17 protein-coding genes and 1 riboswitch are annotated in these 19502 nt (G+C 36.5%); of the genes, 14 read left to right on the top strand and 3 right to left on the bottom strand.

Annotated elements, in window-relative coordinates; translation table 11 throughout:
• Nucleotides 1-3: 3 nt before the first annotated feature.
• Entirely contained in the window at nucleotides 4-465 is a 462-nt protein-coding gene (locus ACE199_RS15290; protein WP_375350546.1) for a nucleoside deaminase, read from the bottom strand.
• A 636-nt stretch (nucleotides 466-1101) separates the two neighbouring features.
• Here ACE199_RS15290 and ACE199_RS15285 point away from each other — a divergent pair.
• From ACE199_RS15285 to ACE199_RS15275, 3 genes are all read left to right on the top strand, one after another.
• On the top strand, nucleotides 1102-2568 hold the full coding sequence (locus tag ACE199_RS15285) for a sensor histidine kinase (protein ID WP_375350545.1): 1467 nt from the start codon (nucleotides 1102-1104) through the stop codon (nucleotides 2566-2568).
• Nucleotides 2546-3232 carry a response regulator transcription factor gene (locus tag ACE199_RS15280; protein WP_375350544.1) on the top strand — a complete coding sequence of 229 codons (687 nt, stop codon included), beginning with the start codon at nucleotides 2546-2548 and terminating at the stop codon, nucleotides 3230-3232. The genes ACE199_RS15285 and ACE199_RS15280 overlap by 23 nt, the downstream gene beginning before the upstream one ends.
• Before the next feature lie 264 nt (nucleotides 3233-3496).
• Nucleotides 3497-4579 (top strand): hypothetical protein, encoded by a 1083-nt coding sequence (locus ACE199_RS15275; RefSeq protein WP_375350542.1) that lies wholly within the window; start codon nucleotides 3497-3499, stop codon nucleotides 4577-4579.
• A 373-nt stretch (nucleotides 4580-4952) separates the two neighbouring features.
• Here ACE199_RS15275 and ACE199_RS15270 read toward each other — a convergent pair whose 3' ends face one another.
• Nucleotides 4953-5582 (bottom strand): 2OG-Fe(II) oxygenase, encoded by a 630-nt coding sequence (locus ACE199_RS15270; protein WP_252290697.1) that lies wholly within the window; start codon nucleotides 5580-5582, stop codon nucleotides 4953-4955.
• Between the two features lie 246 nt (nucleotides 5583-5828).
• Nucleotides 5829-7490: an alkaline phosphatase gene (locus ACE199_RS15265; protein ID WP_375350541.1), complete on the bottom strand. Its 1662-nt coding sequence runs from the start codon at nucleotides 7488-7490 to the stop codon at nucleotides 5829-5831.
• 214 nt (nucleotides 7491-7704) lie between these two features.
• On the opposite strand from ACE199_RS15265, the gene ACE199_RS15260 reads away from it, so the two are divergent.
• The 11 genes from ACE199_RS15260 (at nucleotide 7705) to phaZ (ending at nucleotide 19273) form a co-directional block, all read left to right on the top strand.
• Nucleotides 7705-8109 carry a CidA/LrgA family holin-like protein gene (locus tag ACE199_RS15260; RefSeq protein ID WP_375350540.1) on the top strand — a complete coding sequence of 135 codons (405 nt, stop codon included), beginning with the start codon at nucleotides 7705-7707 and terminating at the stop codon, nucleotides 8107-8109.
• On the top strand, nucleotides 8079-8771 hold the full coding sequence (locus ACE199_RS15255; RefSeq protein WP_375350539.1) for an LrgB family protein: 693 nt from the start codon (nucleotides 8079-8081) through the stop codon (nucleotides 8769-8771). Before ACE199_RS15260 ends, ACE199_RS15255 begins: the two co-directional genes overlap by 31 nt.
• A gap of 311 nt (nucleotides 8772-9082) precedes the next feature.
• Nucleotides 9083-9958, top strand: a complete 876-nt coding sequence (locus ACE199_RS15250) for a patatin-like phospholipase family protein (RefSeq protein WP_375350538.1) — start codon at nucleotides 9083-9085, stop codon at nucleotides 9956-9958.
• A 157-nt stretch (nucleotides 9959-10115) separates the two neighbouring features.
• The gene (locus ACE199_RS15245; protein ID WP_375350537.1) at nucleotides 10116-13373 is read left to right on the top strand and encodes an AfsR/SARP family transcriptional regulator; all 3258 of its coding nucleotides are present in this window, start codon (nucleotides 10116-10118) and stop codon (nucleotides 13371-13373) included.
• Nucleotides 13374-13502: 129 nt separating this feature from the next.
• The gene (locus ACE199_RS15240) at nucleotides 13503-14711 is read left to right on the top strand and encodes a substrate-binding domain-containing protein (protein ID WP_375350536.1); all 1209 of its coding nucleotides are present in this window, start codon (nucleotides 13503-13505) and stop codon (nucleotides 14709-14711) included.
• 94 nt (nucleotides 14712-14805) lie between these two features.
• Nucleotides 14806-15576 (top strand): ABC transporter ATP-binding protein, encoded by a 771-nt coding sequence (locus ACE199_RS15235; RefSeq protein ID WP_375350535.1) that lies wholly within the window; start codon nucleotides 14806-14808, stop codon nucleotides 15574-15576.
• Nucleotides 15554-16261, top strand: coding sequence for an ABC transporter ATP-binding protein (locus ACE199_RS15230; RefSeq protein WP_127760078.1), 708 nt, complete (start codon nucleotides 15554-15556; stop codon nucleotides 16259-16261). Before ACE199_RS15235 ends, ACE199_RS15230 begins: the two co-directional genes overlap by 23 nt.
• Nucleotides 16262-16271: 10 nt before the next feature.
• Nucleotides 16272-17132, top strand: a complete 861-nt coding sequence (locus ACE199_RS15225; protein ID WP_127760079.1) for a branched-chain amino acid ABC transporter permease — start codon at nucleotides 16272-16274, stop codon at nucleotides 17130-17132.
• A gap of 4 nt (nucleotides 17133-17136) precedes the next feature.
• Entirely contained in the window at nucleotides 17137-18144 is a 1008-nt protein-coding gene (locus ACE199_RS15220) for a branched-chain amino acid ABC transporter permease (protein ID WP_375350534.1), read from the top strand.
• Between the two features lies 1 nt (nucleotide 18145).
• Complete coding sequence (locus ACE199_RS15215) at nucleotides 18146-18325, top strand: hypothetical protein (RefSeq protein WP_127760080.1); 180 nt, start codon at nucleotides 18146-18148, stop codon at nucleotides 18323-18325.
• Between the two features lie 54 nt (nucleotides 18326-18379).
• Nucleotides 18380-19273: an intracellular short-chain-length polyhydroxyalkanoate depolymerase gene (phaZ, locus tag ACE199_RS15210; protein WP_375350533.1), complete on the top strand. Its 894-nt coding sequence runs from the start codon at nucleotides 18380-18382 to the stop codon at nucleotides 19271-19273.
• A gap of 67 nt (nucleotides 19274-19340) precedes the next feature.
• A riboswitch (TPP riboswitch) is annotated at nucleotides 19341-19455 on the top strand.
• Nucleotides 19456-19502: the final 47 nt, after the last annotated feature.

Raw genomic sequence — 19502 nt, 5'->3', positions numbered from 1 at the left:
AGCCTATTTTTTTAGTTCTTTCCAAAGAGCAAAAGGATTCTTTCTTTGGAGGTCTTTGTCCAAGTTTTTTAGCTTGATATCTCGTTCCTCTTTTGAGAGTGCTATTTGGTCGTAAACGTATTTTGTACCTAACCCAGCTTCTTCTTCCTCTTCTGCTGTGTAGGCATAATAAACATTTTTTAAACTTGCCCAATAAATAGCGCTTAAACACATAGGACAAGGTTCACCGCTTGCGTAAAGTTCACAATCAGAAAGATTAGAGGTGCCAAGGATATGGCAAGCTTCACGGATAGCTTGAAGTTCAGCATGCGCAGTTGGATCATGCGTTTCGAGAACGTCATTTACGCCTTTTGCAATAATCTTTCCATCTTTGACTATAAGAGCGCCAAATGGTTTTCCTTTTTTCTTCTTGGTATTTTCATAAGCTAACTCGATTGCTTGTTGCATAAATTCATTGTGACTCATATTTATTACACTCCCTTACACTCGAAAAATAAAAAAGCTATCCTTCCTTTGTACAGAAGAATAGCATATTTCTCCATTTTGGGATAATTTTATTCTTAGTTTGATAGCGATGTGAGAAGTTTTCGAATTTAACAATTTTTTCGGTTTACCTAATATCTCCTCCGCTATATTCATACTAGGGGTAATAAGGATAAGGGCGTGGATAGTAATACGGATAGTATGGTCTAGATTCTGGATAAAAATAAGGTTCTCTTTCAGTGGCAAGATTCTATTGTTTATCACTAATTAATGGATCTTGCGAATTGTTTATTTCATGTTAAAAGAGACGTAGTCTGATGTTTAGAGATTTTTTATATATACTTTAGAAATTTTTAAGGTTTGTATGTTATCGTTCTTAATAAAATCTATTATTTAGGATAGTGTAGTTTGTAATTGGTATTTCTGCACTTTAAGAACAGTCTAATTATACGGTGTTCCTTGCACTATATTTGATGAAGCGCAACAAACCTTTAATTTTTAGTGGCATGGCGTATTTAACCGTACTCACATCCCTAAATAACGTGTTAACGTACCGTAATGGTATTCTCGTTTAGGGAAATCAGTAGACGTAGTATAAAAACACCGGGGTGATTAATCATGTCGATTAAAACGAGATTTCTATTGTCCTACGTTGGAGTAATTCTTATTTCTATTACTTTGTTGTTAGTAGCTGGTTTTTTAATCATCTTTTCGATAACGGGTGATATAAAATCTATGGAGCATTTTTACAAAAAGTCTTATGTTCAAAGGCCATTGACTACAGCGGAAGAAAATGCGTTTCTGGATTTAAAACTATTGGCTAAAAATAATCCGAACCAGCTTCTAAACGAAGAGCAACTAAAGAAGATTGAACAGAAAGATATTGCAATTGTAGTTAGGAAAGATACACATATCGAGTACGCTTCATCAACTCTTGATAAGCATGTATTGGTTAAGTCTCTTCCTAGATTTGAAGCCACAAACATTAATACACGAGATACGATTAAAATCGATGACTTTTTTTTCACGTATGTGAAGTTTGATTTTTATTTTTTAGATAAAAGCGAAGGAAGTATTTTTGTTTTGAGAAAGGCAAGTTCCTATGCTGAGTTGACTCGAGAGTTGTTTCCAATCTTATTTGGTTTATTACTATTGCTGTTTATCATGATTATTGGGCTTTTGAACTATTTAGTTTCAAGAAGCATCATCAAGCCTATTTTGATTCTTAAGGAAGGAGCAGAACGAATTAAATCAGGCGATTTAAATTTTGAAATCAAGGCTACTTCGAATGATGAAATTGGACAATTAAATAGAACGTTTGAGGAAATGAGAATAAAATTAAAAGAGTCCATACAGCTTCAGCTTCAGTACGAGGAAAATCGAAAAGAACTTCTGTCTAATATTTCGCATGATTTAAAGACACCGATTACTTCGATTATTGGGTATGTTGAGGGGATTAAAGATGGTGTGGCAAACACTCCGCAGAAAATGGACAAGTATTTATCAACTGTGTACTTAAAAGCGAAAGATATAGATGCATTAATAGATGAACTGTTTTTATTTTCAAAGTTAGATTTAAAAAAAGAACCTTTTACTTTTGAAACGATGGAACTAGATAGCTATATGAGAGACTTCATTGAAGAACTTTATCTCGATTTACTTCAACAAGGAATCCAGATTGACCTTCAACTGATAAACCAATCTATATACGTGATAGCAGATAGAGAGAAATTAAAACGTGTATTGACGAATCTAATCAGCAACTGTGTGAAGTATATGAATAAAGAACAGAAGAAGATTGTTGTGTCTTTGCATGGAGGAGAGGATGATGTCATCGTACAAGTAGCTGATAATGGAGCGGGGATAGAAGCCTCTGCATTACCATACATTTTTAATCGTTTTTATCGTGCGGAGCAATCTCGAAATTCTCAGACAGGTGGAAGTGGTTTAGGACTTGCTATTACAAAGCAAATTATTGAAGAGCATGGAGGGAATATTTGGGCGACTAGTGAAATAGGAAAAGGTACAAGTATTTTCTTTTCTTTAAGGAAAGGTGAACAAGGTGAAAAGGATATTATTGATTGAAGACGAAATTAGCATCGCAGAATTGCAACGAGATTATTTAGAAATTCATGATTTTTATGTTGATATGCAACATACAGGCGATGCGGGATTCCAGCAGGCCCTTCAGGGAGATTATAACTTAATTATATTAGATATCATGCTTCCAGGTTTAAATGGATTTGAGATATGTAAACAAATACGAGCGGCCAAAGATATCCCTATCTTGCTTGTATCTGCTAAAAAGGAAGATATTGATAAAATTAGAGGTCTTGGTTTAGGAGCAGATGATTATATTACGAAGCCATTTAGTCCAAGTGAATTGGTTGCTAGAGTAAAGGCACATTTGGCACGTTATGAACGTTTAGCAGGAAGTTCAGTTCAAACAAATACGATTTTCGTTCAGGGAATTTCTATTGATAAGTCTGCGCGTAAAGTTCATATTAACGGCGAGGAGAAGCCGTTTACGACAAAGGAATTTGATTTGTTAGCGTTTCTTGTAATGCATCCGAATCAAGTATTAAGTAAAGAGCAGCTTTATGAAAGGATTTGGGGGTTAGAGTCAGCGGCAGATGTTTCAACTGTAACCGTCCATATTAGAAAATTACGTGAAAAAATCGAAAGAGATCCTGCCCATCCGAAATTTTTAGAAACTGTTTGGGGAGCGGGATATCGCTTTAATGTGTAGGATTTGTAATAGGATACTGTTGATTTTGGGCTCATTTCATGCGAAATGAGCCCAAAATTATTTGATCAATAATATTGTTTAATAGAGCGGATCTTTAAATAGTATATTTTATAATCTGTCACACAAAGGTGGCGGGTTTTTATAAACATTAAAAAATTTTATGAATAAGTTTATCTTTTTTAAGAATTTTTTTATAGCCAGTTTAGATGTTACTTGTATGATAAATTTTGTAATTAACAATACAAAATAAGGAGAATGTGAAAAATGCACTTTAAAAAACGTATTATACCAGCAGTATTAGCTGTATCTGTATTATCATCTGGAGTAGTTACTGTTCATCCAACAGTAGATGTAGAGGCAGCAAGTAAACACATAACAGCACAAGAGAAGAAGCAACAAGAAGCAAGAATTAGCAAAATAAATGTATTGAATACAATGACGTTACAGATTACTTTTAATAAACCATTAGCGGCAGAAGATATCGACCCGAATAACTTGGAAAATATTAAGAAACAATTCAAATTTAATCATGGTATGAGCATTGTCAATGTACCTCGTTTAAAAACAGGAGCAAAAAGAACATATATTGTGCCAGTTACCATTCAAAAAGATGACGTTAAATATAGATTAAGTTACAAAGGGCAACAAGTAAAATCCTTCGAAGGCACAGATCAAAAGATTGATTTCCGTAAAACTCAACAAGTAACAAATGATACATTTGAGATAGAATCATTTTTAGAAGATGGAGTAACAGACTACGCAAATATTATTGAAGCCTACCGTGCAGGGCGTGGTGATTTCGCATTTGAATTAAATAATAGAAACAGGGATGAAAACGGAAAGCATTTTGATATTATTTCGTCTTTACGTGATCGTGTTGTAACGATTACTGGAAATAACGGAGAACAGTTTGTAGCCAATTACGTTCCATTCACTCAGGCTGCTGATGGAAGACAAGCACCAAAATTCCGACTACCAGCAGGACAAACATTAAAACCAGGTGTGACATATAAAGTGACATCTAAGTGGGCTGACATTGGAAATAGAACATTTACGGCACAATATATCGCACCGCTTACACTTCAATCGGCAGAAGCAATTGATAATAAGACATTCCGAATTGTATTAGATAAAGACCCAGGCATGGAGTTATTTGCAGGTCGAAGTGTACAATTAAAAGGGGAAGACGGTAGCATTTTACAAGCTCAATATCGCAATTCTTCTCGTAAAGGGGCAGTTGGAATTTTCGATATGACAAATAGCACATTGAAACCTAACGTTAAATATACAGTAGTGCCATTGAACAATTGGGCAACTGCAGGTTCTGTATTTTTAATAGGCAAGTAAGGTGTAATTGGGGCTAAAAATAAAAAACATAAAAGGAACCTCTTATTAAAATAAGTAGTTCCGTTATTGTGGAGAAAACCTCAAATAACAACCTAAATTGCATAAGAAATAGCCAAGTGACAATAACTATTGTCATCTTGTTAATTGGTATGCTATTTCTATTGTCAATTCATCATAAAAGAGCGATAAACCCTTATATAACAAAAAAACGAGTATAAAACCTTTGTGATTTTATACTCGTTTTTGTATGCTATTTCTATTGTTTCTCCATGTTATTAGATTTGATGGATGGACACATTTTAGTTAAGTCTTTACAATGATTTCTGAGAAGATGTGTCCGTTTTAGAATGTAAGAGTGCAGGTGAAGAATCTACTATTTTTGTCTTCTCATCCATTGTGTGGCAACCCATTTTTCGCCAGTTATAACTGGCGCTCCACCATGTAAAGTTAGTTCGTTTATGTTTTTGTCGTTATAGAAATATTCGAAATACACGGCCATTCCTTTTCCGGGGGATATTGAAAAATTTAGTTTAGGAAAAAAAGTTTCTCCTCCATGCTCCACATCATTTAAGTACATGACGATCGTGCTGATTCTATTATTTTTTGTTGCTTTACTTGCAGAGGTAAAAAAATCAAAATGAGCTTTGTACTCTTGACCAGGAGTATATTTAAGAATTTGAATACCCTCTCCATGTTCAATGGGTATATTCATAATTGATGATATTCTTTTTTCAATCTTGGTAATGATGTCATTTTCCTTTTCTTGAAAAAACATACTGCTGCTTGTTCGGATTTCATTTACTTCGCGGGTAACTCCAATTTTAGAACGATGCATTTTGTCTTGTGACAATCTAATTAGTTCGTCACATTCTTCATTACTCAAAACATTTCCTAAAATTACTATTAGTGGTTCTTCTAATCTAGCAATTATATTAATTTCTCTATCTTCTGTTTTGATTTTATTTCCGATGTGATTAAAAATAGTTTGTTCTTTACCATCCATTATCAACTTTCATCGCCCTCTCAAGAGATTTAATTCTCGGAATAATTGATTTGTTTCTCAAATGGTTATTTATGATAATTATACCATGAACTTTCTGTTATTTACCTGTTCCTTATTCAACAAGAAATAAAAAAAGGGTCGTACATATTAGACATATCTAATATGTACGACCCTTTTATCTTCATACGTTTGCCTATTCAACTTAAATATAACAAAATAAGGGGTTCCTTTTATGTTTGCTTATTCTTATTTTACTATTTTCAATACTTCATCAGAAACATAGAAGTCTTTTCCGTTATAAATATTAATGGTCTTTACTTCTTGTTTTGTTTGACCTTTTTTCGTTTTTTGAATCACAATATTTTTGTTGACAGGAATCTCTATCGTTTGATCTCGTTTTGTAGCGACAAAAACAAGATTGTTTTTATCTGTTTGGTCGATACGAGTAGAATAGCCTTTTTTCTTAAACGCTTGATCTGCATTTAAATACATAGAGTCGGTTACCTTATTTAAATTGAAGTTCATAAATTTTGCCATGCTCTTCGCTAAATCTGTATTTTCTACTAACCCAGTTGGTTTAGATGGACCATAAGAATAGAGGAATACATCTTCACCAGTATGTCCTGTTGTTGTAAATCCGATATTTGCACGGTTAGCGAGCATTTTTACCATATCTGCAGCTATGTTTTTAGAAGCGGTTAAAGTAGCCAGTTCTTCAGAAGTAAGGTCGTCTAAACCATACAAGGCAGCGACTTCTTTTAGATTAGATTTGTCTGATTTTAGTTGACTTAATGCACCCTCTACGGTCATTTTCGCTTTTTTAAGCGGGTCGATGTAGGCAGAAACAGGCACGCTTGGATAAGTTGAACTTGTATTAGCATTTCCAATTGTAATACCGCTGTTTCCGTGATCCGTCACAGCGATGACCATTGTATTTCCATCTTTTTTGGCAAACTCTACTGCTTTTTTCACTGCGTCATCAAAAGCTAAAATATCGCTAATCATGCCGATTGAATCATTCGCATGAGCAGCCCAATCCACTTTACTTCCTTCTACAAATAGGAAGAATCCATCTTTGTCTTTATTTAATGTTTTAATCGCTTTATCAGTCATTTCTGCTAATGTCGGTTCGCTTGGCTTAGTTGTCGCACGATCCATGTCATAGGCAAGAGCACTTGGAGCAAAGCTTCCCCAAATTTTCTTTGATTTACTATTTAATAAATCATCGCGATTTTCAACGATATCATAGTTCTTCTCTTTTAGTACATCAGTTAGATTTTCGCCATCTTTACGAGCATTCTTCGTTGAACCAGGGGAGAGGGACTCTTTTCCGCCGCCTAATACAACATCAATATTTTGATAGACTTGTTGTTCTGCAATATCTTCATAGTTACTTCGATGTGTTACATGGGCAGAAAAACCTGCTGGTGTAGCATGCTGAATTTCTGAAGTTGAAATCAGACCGGTTGCTTTTCCTTGTTGCTTCGCTCCTTCTAGAACATTGGCTACTGGCCTTTGAGCATCTTCTGACTTCACTTGTGAAAGCCCAGGAGAATTAACAATAGAAGGGAGGACACCGACAAATTTGTCATTTGACTTATGACCTGTGGCAAGGGCCGTTGCTGCTGGTGCAGAATCGGTAATGGCAGATTCTGCTGAGTACGTTTTGACACCGCCAGATAGAATTCCATCCATAGCAAGATTACTTCCTTTATACCATCTTGATAAAGTGACCGCATCATCACTAGCCCCGTCCATCACCATCATAATGACATTCGTCGGCTCCTTTTTCTTTGTTTTTGCTTCTGCTTCCGTCACTCCATGATTTGCAGCAGTAAATCCGATTGATGAAACAGCGACTGCTCCAGCAAGCGTCAGTCCAGCAACTTTTCTACTGATTTGTCTCATATATTCTCCTCCAGTATGTAGTATTTCTTCCAATAATTCCATAATAGAAGAAGATTGTTAATAAAAGGTGGAAATGATGTAAAAGGAGAGCTTCAATTGTTAAGGTTTCATGAAGGGGGAAAAGGGAGTATAATGATTTTGAAAGAATACAGAATTTAACATAGTCTAAAAGAGAAGGAGGATAGTTGTCCTAAAAAGGGATATCTATTTATTTATGAATATCATCAGAATTATTGTACAAATTGCGATTTTATTCGGTTTTTCATTTTTAGGTGATCTAGTGCATACCTACTTACATATTCCATTACCAGGGAGTATTATAGGATTGCTGTTACTTTTCCTTGGATTATCTTTAAATATTTTCTCCGTTAAATGGATTAAACAAGGAGCGGGATTTTTATTAGCTTTTTTACCACTGTTATTTGTCCCAACGCTAGTAGGAATTATTAAGTACCCGGAGCTTTTTACCGGCAAAGGAGTTTTAATCCTTTTAGTTGTCGTTATCAGCACAGTTATTACAATGATCGCAGCAGGGAAAGCAAGTGAAGTTGCTGAAAGCAAGACGAAAGAAAGGAAGCAGAAGAAAAAGTGGCACAAACACTCATCGCAATCATTATAATTACGTTAACAGTCATTATTTATTTAGCTATGAATCGGTTATATGTACGTTTCTCTTCACCGCTTTTATCACCGATTTTAACAACAGTGCTAATCATTATAGCATTTCTTGTTTGTTTTCATATTCCTTATAACACATATTTAATCGGCGGAAAATGGATTAATTTTTTGCTAGGTCCAGCTGTTGTCGCTTTAGCTTATCCTTTATATAATCAAAGAAAAATGTTAATGAAGCATTTAGCACCTATTATTACAGGTGTATGTATTGGGTTGTTTGTAGGAATAATCAGTGGTTCTATATTGGCATTTGTATTTGGACTACATAAAGATATGATTCTCTCACTTTTACCAAAATCGCTTACAACCCCTATAGCAATGGAAGTTTCTGCTCAATTAGGTGGTATTCCAGCTATTACCGTTGTATTCGTGGTGATTGCAGGTTTTGTTGGAGCTGTATTAGGACCTGCTTTTTTGAAATGGAGCCGTATTAACAGTGATATGGGGAAAGGAATTGCTCTTGGTAGCGCATCACACGCGCTAGGAACGTCGAAGGCTTCTGAATATGGAGAACTGAGTTTCTCGATGAGTTCGATTTCAATGGCGTTAACGGCTATTTTAGGTGCGATTATTGGCTCCTTTATTCCATTCTTTTTTCATATATAGTACAAAAAATCCTTTGCCTATTTCAGCAAAGGATTTTTTGTGTACGGATGAAGAGTCAGTACTCCACATTGGGTTACTGGAAGTTTTACTTTATTTCGATATAACTAATAAATGGTGCTAAATGATTCGGTTGTTTCTATATTAAGGGTTATAATGCTAATTGCTGTTACATATGTTGAATGAATGATATCCTTAAAATGGAGAAAATATTACTTTGAAAAAGTGTATGCTAGATTAATATACCTGTTAATGATTATGAATAGTACACGTATACGAACTTATTTTGTTTTATGTCAGTTGGGAGGATTATAATGAAAAAAGAAAAAATTGGACTCGTTTTAGAGGGTGGAGGTATGCGCGGATTGTATACAATCGGCGTCCTTGACTCGTTTATTGATCAACAGATTATGACAGATTATGTGATTGGTGTATCGGCAGGAGCTTGTAATGGTGTATCTTATGTTTCTCAACAATATGGTCGCAATTATCGCGTGAACACAAACTATATTGAAGACAAAAGATATGTAAGCCTGTCAAACTTTATGAAAACAAAATCGCTATTTGGGATGGATTTTCTTTTTGATGAAATTCCGCATCAATTAGAAATTTTTGATTATGATGCTTTTCTAGCCTCTTCTTGTGAGTTTGTAACAGGTGTAACGGATGTGATAACAGGAAAGCCTGTTTATTTTGGAAAAGAACATATGAATTATGATTCGACTGTTCTTCGTGCTTCTTCATCGATTCCGGTATTTTCGCCTATGGTCGACTATAAAGGTGGAAAATATTTAGATGGTGGAACATCTGATCCAATTCCTGTACGGAAAGCGATTGCGGATGGATGTGACAAAGTAATTGTCGTTTTAACACGTGATCGCAATTATGTGAAAACACCTGAGAAATTCCGAATCATCTATAAACGTCTATTTAAGAAATATCCGGAAATGATTCGTTTATTAGATCAGCGTCATGAAATCTATAATGAAACTCTTCATTATGTGACGAAGCTTGAACGTGAGGGAAGAGCACTTGTTATTGCGCCAGGTTCTCCGATTACGATTAGTCGTTTTGAAAAAAATAAGGAAAAGCTTAAGAAGCTTTATCAGTTAGGAATACAGGACGCACAAGCAACGATGAATTTGATCGTCGAAATGGTACATGGGACAGCGGCTAGTTATTCTAAATAGAAAGAATAGTGTTTATTGTAGTAAGCAGATGAAAGATGTTGATTTGGGGAGTTATGCTTTTGGATAACTTTCCCTTTTTGTTTTTATCGTGTAATATCAAAATGAAAGCGCTTATATAATAGTGAATCTGGATAATTATGAAAAAAGGGTGAAGCTTATGAAACCACTTGCTGTGATTAGTACTAAGCTAAAGCCTCCAATGATTCGCGAACCAAAGATTAGGCGTGCTGGGTTATACCGGAAATTGAAACAGATCAATCAGTATCCTTTGACAATCATCCATGCTGGTGCTGGTTATGGAAAAAGTACAGCTTTAGCTCTTTTTGTCCAAGATGTGAAAGAAAAAGTATGTTGGTACGATGTTTCTTCGCAAGATGATGATTTTTTTCAATTTTATCAGTATATGATTCATAGTATTCAACAACTCTATCCTTCTTTCGGACAAGTTTTACTAGAAAGGGCTTACGCAAGTACCCCGTTTTCTAAAACAGATGAGCTGGTAGAATGGAGTATTTTATTTATTAATGAACTGGCTGCCTTATCTGAAGAAGTGATTGTAATTATCGACAATTTTCATCATGTAGAAAAATCTATGTCTATTCAATTGTTTATGGAATATCTTATCAACTATTATCCTTCGAACTTGCACCTTGTTGTATCTAGCCGAAATAAACCGCAGTGGAACTGGATTCCTCGTTTAAAGATGAATGGCCATATGCTTGAAATAACTCAAGATTATTTAGCGTTAACAAAGGAAGAGGCTGAGCTTCTTTTCATCGACTTTTACCATCTGACGTTATGTGATGAAGAGTTAGCACGTATTTTTCAGTTAACGGAAGGATGGGCTATTGCTCTAGAAGTTGTTGCTCAACAATTGATGGAGGGAACACATCTTCATAAAATCATCACCAATCGTTCTTCCTATTTAGAGGATTTTTTTGAATATATCACGTTGGAAGTATTACGTAATCAATCTTCAACAGTTCAATCCTTTTTGGAACAAACAAGTATATTAGAAGAATTGTCTCCCGAAGCATGTGATTATATTCTGGATATCGAGAATGCTGAGGAAATGCTGCAATATTTGAATCATCAAAACTTGTTTATTATACCAACTGGTCATCAACAATACCGTTATCATCCCTTATTCCAAGAGTTATTGGAGAACCGATGTAAAGACATGCAATCAGACCGTTTTTTTCAATTAAATAAGAGAGCCGCCCACTATTATGAAAATAGAGGTTTGTTTGAAATGAGTCTTTATCATTTGGAGAAACTTGTTGATTTCGGTGGGATGGCTAGAATTTTGCATATGCACGGGATGAGTATGTTGAAAAAAGGAAAGATTCATTATTTATTGGAGAAAGTAACCGCTCTTCCTGAAATAAAAAAAGATGAACATTATTTGCTATGGTTGATTGAAGCGGAAGTGATGCGGCTTTGTTCTCAATATGAAAGAGCGGAATTTTGTTATAATCGATTGATTTTTTTTAGTAGGCAATATGATGATAAACAAATAATGAGTCGTGCCCACGAGGGGAAAGCGAGGATATATTTAGACACGCTCCAGCCTGGTAAAGCTGAACGGCATTTACAAGCAGCCATTCAATTAAGAGAGAATAGCTATGGTGTCGATGAAGAGGAAATCGCAGAACTGCATCAATTGTTAGTTGAAAACTTAATTAATTCTGGAAAAACGAATCAAGCAGAACAATGGTTAACACGTATTAAACAAATCAACACAAGTAAGAATGGAAATTTGCTAGCTCGTTTATACTTGCGAACAGGCAGATTAATCATGGCGAAAGAAATTTTACAAGAAAGACAGAAAGAGTACTCTTTTAATCAAGAAACGCATATTCCCCAATTTCATCGAGAAACGGAACTTATTTTATCCTTAGTAGAGACCTACATTGGTAATGCTGAAGAGAGCAAACGTTTAGCTCAAGCCGCGATTGGACATGGAATTCAACTAAAATCATCTTATATAGAAGCTTGTGGCTGGATTAGAATGGGGCATGCTATTCAACTGCTTTCAGCCTATGATCCTGCTTTATCGATACAGTGTTATGAAACGGCATTAACGATTATGGGAGATATAAAAAATTCAAGAGGAAAAGCAGAACCGTATTTAGGCTTATGTTTGTACTATGCAGGAAGAAAAGATGATAAACAAGCGGTTGAATACGGACGATTGGCTATGGAGGAAACAGAAAAGGTACATGACCAATGGCTGACAGCTTATATTCGTTTAAGTATCGCCATTGCTTATGTTTATACGGAAAGTTGGACGATGGCTGAGCAAGAATTGGACGAAGCGGAGCAGCTATTTTGGCAATGCGGCGATGCTTACGGGCTTACTCTTGTTACGCTATGGAAAGTTCAGCTTGCTTATTCCTCAAGTTCCTGGCATGTATTTGAGCAGGAATGTATAAAATTATTTCAAAAAATTCAACTTGGACAGTATGAATATTTACTTTTAAAACGAACACTGTATGGTCCGGTGGATGTCCAGCAGTTCGTCCCCATTCTGCTCGAAGCTCAAAAACGGAATATTGGGCAATCGTTTGTTTCTAAAACGTTAAAGGAACTAGGATATCATGATCTTTTGACACATCCTGGTTATACACTAAAGATTTCAACGCTCGGACAATTCAAAGTCCTTTTGGGCAATCAGGAAGTAAAGGATAAAGGCTGGCAAAGAGGCAAAGCAAAAGAATTGTTTCAACTATTTCTTACAAAGAGAAATAAACTGCTGCAAAAGCGAGAAATTATAGAGATACTATGGCCTGAACAAGATGAGAAAACAGCAGACCGAGATTTTAAAGTAGCTTTAAATGCTCTTAATAGTGTACTAGAGCCGGAACGGAAAGCAAGGTCACAATCTTTTTTTATTAAAAGAGTGGGCAGTAGTTACGGAATAAATGACCAGTCAGCTTATATGCTGGATACTACCATGTTTGAACAATGGATGTTAAGCGGGTTAGAAGAACGTAATCAAGCGCAGGCGAAAGAATATTTAAAAAGAGGATTGACACTTTATAAAGGAGACTATTTACCTGAGCGCAAATTTCATGATTGGTGTTTAAATGAACGAGAACGATTATTGGTGCTGTTTCTGAGAGGAGCGGAGAGGTATGCTCAATTAAGTATTGTCACAGAAGCGTACCATGAGGCCATTTACTGGTGTGAAAAAATTCTAGAAAAAGATCGCACTTGGGAGGAAGCATATCGTCTCTTAATGTATTGTTATTATATGCATAACAATCGTCCGCAAAGTTTAAAATGGTACAAAAAGTGCTGTGATGTGCTGCAAGAAGAAATCGGTGTCGAACCACTTGCTGCTACAAAAGAAATGTATAAGATGATTATGGAAGCAACAGATATCACCTTATCCGAAAATGACTCAATCTAAGCTGAATGAGGGAAGCCTCGATTCAGCTTTTTTATTCGCTCCCGATTTTGTAACTCCTTTGTAACTCCCTTTTTTTAAGATGATATCAAGCAGGAATGGATTTCATTTTTTAAAATAGGAGGAAAACGAATGAGGAAAATGAAAGGTGCTTTGTTTGTAGTTTTACTTATGATGGTCTTTACATCAGCTTGTAGCTCTGGCTCTTCATCCTCGGAGCAATCATCTAAAGAAGGAACAATCAAAATTGGTGTGCTTGCTTCGATGACAGGGGCACTTGAATCATATGGTAAGCAAACAACGAGAGGGTTTGAGCTAGGGCTTGATTATGCAACGGATGGAACGCGAGAAATCGATGGGCGAAAAATTGAATTCATTATAGAAGATACAGAAACGAAAGCAGAAGTAGCTGTACAAAAAGCAACGAAACTACTTGAAGAGGATCAAGTAGATTTTTTAGTGGGATCATCTAGTTCTGTTGATACGCTAGCTGTTGTACCGCTTGCAGAAGAATATAAAAAAATCTTCGTTGTAGAACCGGCTGTTGCAGATAGTATTACTGGTTCAGAGTTCAATAAATACGTGTTTAGAACAGCGCGAAACTCCTCACAAGATGCTGTAGCAGGAGCAGCAGCGATTGCTAAAAAAGGAGTGAAAATCGCTACGTTTGCACCAGATAACAGCTTCGGGCATGATGGAATAACTGCATTTAAGGAAGCGGCAGAAAAATTGGGAGCAACCATTACTCATGAAGAATTTGCCGATCCGGCTGGAACAGATTTTACTTCCAATATCCAAAAAATTATCAATGCTAAACCAGATTATTTATTTGTTGTGTGGGCGGGAGCTAATTCTCCCTGGAATCAAATCGCTGATATGAAAGTACAAGACAAAGGAATTACCATTTCGACTGGTGCTCCGGATATTGCCGCGTTAAAAACAATGAAGCCATTAGTAGGAATGGAAGGGTTTAGCGTATACTATCATGATCTGCCAAACAATGAAGTCAATGATTGGTTAGTAAAGGAGCATAAAGATCGTTTTAATGGTGAGCTTCCTGATTTGTTTACACCAGGTGGGATGAGTGCGGCTATTTCGATTGTCGAAGCTTTGAAGAAAGCAGAGAATAGTACGGATTCTGATAAGCTGATTGAGGCTATGGAAGGAATGAGTTTTGAAACACCGAAAGGCACGATGACTTTCCGTAAAGAAGATCATCAAGCCCTTCAAACTCTTTATTCTATTAAACTCGAGAATAAGAAGGGCGTGGATTATCCAGTGCCTGTTTTAATTAGAGAATTAAGTCCTGAAGAAACAGCGCCACCAATTCGGAATAAGTAAATGTAGTTGCACTCCCCTTACGCCTTTGGACCAGACTGTGAAGGTGTAGGGGGGGTTTTTAAATAGAACATCTTAAAAAGGATGGTGAGTGAGCGTGGCGATTCTTGAAACGAAAAATCTCGGTATTACATTTGGAGCACACCAAGCTGTACAGGATGTTAATTTTTCGATTGAGAAAAATGAATTTAAATCGATTATCGGTCCAAATGGAGCGGGGAAAACGACCTTGTTCAATCTCTTAAGTGGACAATTGAAGCCAACAAAAGGAGAAATATATCTGAAGGGTCAACAAATAACGAAGCGCTCTGTCGTTGAACGAACACGATTAGGAATAGGACGTTCTTTTCAGATTACCAATGTTTTCCCTAATTTAACTGTATTAGAAAATGTAAGATTGGCTGTCCAGTCCCAAGCTAAATTGCGCTATCAAGCTTTTACGCATTATCGCAGCTATCAAAAATTTGAAGAAAAAGCGTTACATTGGCTGCATGTAGCTCTACTAGATCATAAAGAAAACACATTAGCCATTAATCTTGCTCATGGAGAGAAACGAAAGCTAGAAATGGCCATGTTGCTTGCACTTGAACCAGAGTTACTCTTATTAGATGAACCGACAGCAGGAATGTCGTTGGAAGATGTACCAGCTATTCTGCAAGTGATTAAAAAAATTAAAGAAGAAGGAGATAAAACGATTTTATTGATTGAACACAAAATGGATATGATTATGGATTTGTCCGATCGAATTATGGTGTTATTTAATGGGAAACTTCTCGCGGAAGGAACACCGAGGGAAATTATGGACAATGAAATGGTGCAGTCCGCTTATTTAGGAGGTTTGTACGATGAATTCACTTCTCAGTCTTAAAAATGTTGAAACGTATATTGACCAATATCATATTCTTCAAGATATTTCATTTGAAGTACCAGCTGGAGAAGTAACGGTGCTATTAGGTAGAAATGGAGCGGGCAAGACGACAACTTTACGAACGATTATGGGCTTAAATCCACCGACAAAGGGAGAGGTAGCCTTTAAAGGAGCAATCATGAACGGGTTGCCTCCACATGACATTGCCAATAGAGGGATTGGGTATGTGCCAGAAGACCAAGGAATCTTTGGAGAGTTAACAGTTGAAGAAAATATGAAAGTAGCGATTAAAAAAGAAAGTGATGATGTGATGGAGAGAATGGAATGGATTCTTAATCTTTTTCCAGACTTAAAAACATTTTGGAAAAAGCCAGGCGGACTGCTAAGCGGCGGGCAAAAGCAAATGCTTTCTATTGCCAGAGCTTATGTCAATGAAACCGAATTGTTGCTGATTGACGAACCAAGTAAAGGCTTAGCACCGATTGTTGTGGAGAAAGTTATGCATTCTATTCAAGAAATGAAGCAAAAAACAACGATTATTCTAGTTGAACAAAACTTTTTGATGGCCAGTCAAATAGGAGACTCTTTTTATATTATTGACGACGGCAGAACAGTATTTAATGGACGGATGCAGCTTCTTCGTGAAGATGAAAGTCTTCGTCGGAAATACTTAGGAATCGCTTAGGGGGCATAATATGGAGCTATTCATTAATTTAACGATTAATGGTCTTGCAACAGGAATGTTAATTTTCCTTCTAGCTGCAGGTTTAACATTAATTTTCGGTTTAATGAGTGTTTTGAATTTTGCTCATGGGGGCCTTTTTGCTTGGGGAGCATATGCCGGTGTCTGGCTGTATCTATTAACAAATAGTTTTATAGCAGGAATAATAGGAGCTATTTTCATGGGTATCATTCTCGGTTTTATAACGGAAAAGTGGATTATTCAGCCTGTGTATGGAAATCATGTTCAGCAAATATTGATTACACTCGGTTTTATGATTGTTCTCTCGGAATTTTTGAAAGTAATCTGGGGACCTAATCAAATTGCTGTTACACCTCCAGCCTATTTAACAGGAAGCTGGGAAATCGGGAATATTTTAATTATTAAATATCGAGCTTTTATTATTGTGGTCGGCTTCCTCATGTACGCCTTGATTTATTATATGTTAAAACATACGAAGATCGGGCTGATTGTGCGTGCAGGAGTGATTAATAAAGAAATGGTTCAGTCATTAGGTATTAATATTAAGCGGATCTTTTTATATGTGTTTATGGCTGGAGCGGCTATGGCAGCATTAAGCGGCATGTTGATTGCTCCATATGCGGGAGTGATTCATGGAAATATGGGGATGGAATATGCGATTCTTGCTTTTATCGTCGTTGTCATTGGCGGGATGGGGAATATTACAGGTTCCATCTTAGCAGCTACGCTTGTTGGACTTATTGGTTCCTTTATGGCTTATTATGTCCCAGAGCTTTCGCTAGCCGTTAATATGCTGATTATGGCTGTTGTTTTACTAGTTAGGCCGCAAGGATTGTTTGCGCTAAAGGGGTGATGAGGTGAGAAGGAATAGATTTACTGATAAAGAGTCTCTGCTATTTTTGATTATAGGTATCGCTTTATTCGTATTTCCGTTTATTTATGAAGATCGAAGCATGTTAATCCTTTTTACACAAATTTTTATCTTTGCGATTTTTGCGATGAGCTATGATATTTTACTTGGTTTTACCGGCATTGTTTCTTTTGGGCATGCAATGTTTTTTGGCATTGGAGCTTACTGTGTGAGCGTTATGTTAAAGCATTATGAACCAACGATGCTTCTTGTTACTGGGGCGATTATTTTGGGTGTTTTGTTTTCTTTAATCATCAGTTTTGTTGTAGGGTTGATGACGCTTCGTTTAAAAAGTCATTATTATGCGATGTTGACGCTGGCTCTTGCTGGTCTATTTCTTGTCGCTGCAGAAAAATGGAGGACCCTTACGTATGGAAATGATGGATTTACGTTTCGAGTTCCTGAGTTTTTCCATAATCGACTTCACTTTTATCTTGTTTGTCTTGTGCTGATGATCATTGTCTATTTTGGATTAAAACGATTTATCCAGTCTCCATTAGGAAGAATATTGCTAGCTATTAAGGATAATGAACAACGGGCAGAATCGCTTGGCTATCAAGTTTTGCATTATAAAATCATTGCTAGTATCGTAGCTGGCGGAATTGCGAGTTTAAGTGGTTCTTTATATGCGTTATCGCTGCGTTTTGTCAATACGAGTGTATTTACGATGGACATTACGCTGGATGCTTTATTAATGACGATTATTGGTGGAGTGGGTACACTAATCGGCCCTGTTTTAGGGGCGGCTATTATTGAATTGGCTCACCATTGGCTGACAGGACTTGCAAAGGTGCATTGGATTTTTGAGCGTTGGCTTATTTTGTTTGGCATTGTGTATATCCTTGCAGTAATGTTCTTTCCAAATGGGATTGTCGGTAGTGTCCGAAAGCTTGTTGCAAAAAAAGGAAAGAAGGAAGATGTGTCGACTTCAGAGAATATAGTGAAGGAGGGGTGAGATGAGCGGGCAAACAATCGTTTCATTTATCTTTCGCTTCCATCTCGCAAACACGGAAACGTTGACAGAAGAGAAGCAGTGGAGGATTAAAGTGACTCATATTCAAGACGATGATGAAATGACCTTCGAAAATCTAGATGATGCCGTAAATTTTGTAAGACAATCTCTTACGAAACGATAGAGAAAAGAAGTCGAGGGGGGTATTTAGCAAATAGTAGATGAGGAGATGAAGTGAATGAATAAAGTGGGAGTGGAACTGAAAAGAACGACTTTAGCAAATGGAGAAACATTAGGATACCGTGAAAGGGCAGGCGGAGATAAAGTGTTACTTCTTGTTCATGGAAATATGACCTCTTCTAAGCATTGGGATCTTTTAATTGATGTTATTCCTTCCTCTTATAAAATATTAGCTGTGGATTTACGAGGTTTCGGTCATTCGACGTATATACGTTCGGTTGAAAGCATCAAAGATTTTTCAGATGATCTCAAACTGTTTGTTGATCAGTTACAGCTGTCCAAGTTTAGTATGATTGGCTGGTCGACTGGTGGTGCAGTTGCAATGCAGTTTTGTGCGGATTATCCAGGGCTATGCGAGCAATTAATTTTATTAGCCTCTGTTTCAACGAGGGGCTATCCAACGTTTGGAAGCCCGGACTTGACGAAGCGACTGCAAACACAGGAAGAAGTCAGAAATGATGCTAAGACAATGACTGTACAACAAGCGTATGATACGAATAATCGAGACTTTTTGAAGTCTGTGTGGAATACTTTAATTTATACAAAGAAGCAGCCTGATGACAGGAAGTATGAGGAATATGTGGACGATATGCTTACACAGCGCAATCTTGCTGAAGTCTATCATACTTTAAATATTTTTAATATAAGTGATCAACATAATGGATTGCTTCAAGGTAGAAATCAAGTGAGGGATATTCAAATACCTGTCCTTATATTACGAGGAAGTGATGATTTAGTGATTTCTAAACAAATGGCCGATGAAATCATGGAAGATTTTCATGGCCGAGCGGTTTTTAAAGAATTGGCGGCTTGTGGTCATTCTCCATTAATCGATAATCTGGATTTGTTATGTAATGAAATTGTTCAGTTTTTAGACAATAAGGCTCAATAGACAAAATTTCCAATATTCTCTTTACATGTCTATGAATTTATTTTATAGTGTAGTAGAAAAGTTAATATTTTCATACTAGGGGTGTCCAATAAGTTGGGCTGAGAGAGAGACACGATAAAGTTTCTTAACCCTCAGGACCTGATCTGGCTCATACCAGCGTGGGGAAGTTGCTATCTGCTTTTTTTAATGGCTTTGTGCCGTTTAAAAAACTGACTACTACCGGGTTCTG

It is taken from the genome of Peribacillus sp. Hz7, assembly GCF_042136355.1.
GTDB classification, from domain to species: Bacteria; Bacillota; Bacilli; order Bacillales; family DSM-1321; genus Peribacillus; species Peribacillus asahii_A.
Note: the sequence above shows the minus strand (reverse complement) of the source record. Positions and strands in the feature narration are given on the sequence as shown.

Excerpts from the sequence above, each read along its gene's own strand:
- ACE199_RS15290 (WP_375350546.1), bottom strand. The coding sequence starts at position 465 with ATGAGTCACAATGAATTTATGCAACAAGCAATCGAGTTAGCTTATGAA.
- ACE199_RS15285 (WP_375350545.1), top strand. The coding sequence starts at position 1,102 with ATGTCGATTAAAACGAGATTTCTATTGTCCTACGTTGGAGTAATTCTT.
- ACE199_RS15275 (WP_375350542.1), top strand. The coding sequence starts at position 3,497 with ATGCACTTTAAAAAACGTATTATACCAGCAGTATTAGCTGTATCTGTA.
- ACE199_RS15270 (WP_252290697.1), bottom strand. The coding sequence starts at position 5,582 with ATGGATGGTAAAGAACAAACTATTTTTAATCACATCGGAAATAAAATC.
- ACE199_RS15265 (WP_375350541.1), bottom strand. The coding sequence starts at position 7,490 with ATGAGACAAATCAGTAGAAAAGTTGCTGGACTGACGCTTGCTGGAGCA.
- ACE199_RS15260 (WP_375350540.1), top strand. The coding sequence starts at position 7,705 with ATGAATATCATCAGAATTATTGTACAAATTGCGATTTTATTCGGTTTT.
- ACE199_RS15250 (WP_375350538.1), top strand. The coding sequence starts at position 9,083 with ATGAAAAAAGAAAAAATTGGACTCGTTTTAGAGGGTGGAGGTATGCGC.
- ACE199_RS15245 (WP_375350537.1), top strand. The coding sequence starts at position 10,116 with ATGAAACCACTTGCTGTGATTAGTACTAAGCTAAAGCCTCCAATGATT.
- ACE199_RS15240 (WP_375350536.1), top strand. The coding sequence starts at position 13,503 with ATGAGGAAAATGAAAGGTGCTTTGTTTGTAGTTTTACTTATGATGGTC.
- ACE199_RS15230 (WP_127760078.1), top strand. The coding sequence starts at position 15,554 with ATGAATTCACTTCTCAGTCTTAAAAATGTTGAAACGTATATTGACCAA.
- ACE199_RS15225 (WP_127760079.1), top strand. The coding sequence starts at position 16,272 with ATGGAGCTATTCATTAATTTAACGATTAATGGTCTTGCAACAGGAATG.
- ACE199_RS15215 (WP_127760080.1), top strand. The coding sequence starts at position 18,146 with ATGAGCGGGCAAACAATCGTTTCATTTATCTTTCGCTTCCATCTCGCA.
- phaZ (WP_375350533.1), top strand. The coding sequence starts at position 18,380 with ATGAATAAAGTGGGAGTGGAACTGAAAAGAACGACTTTAGCAAATGGA.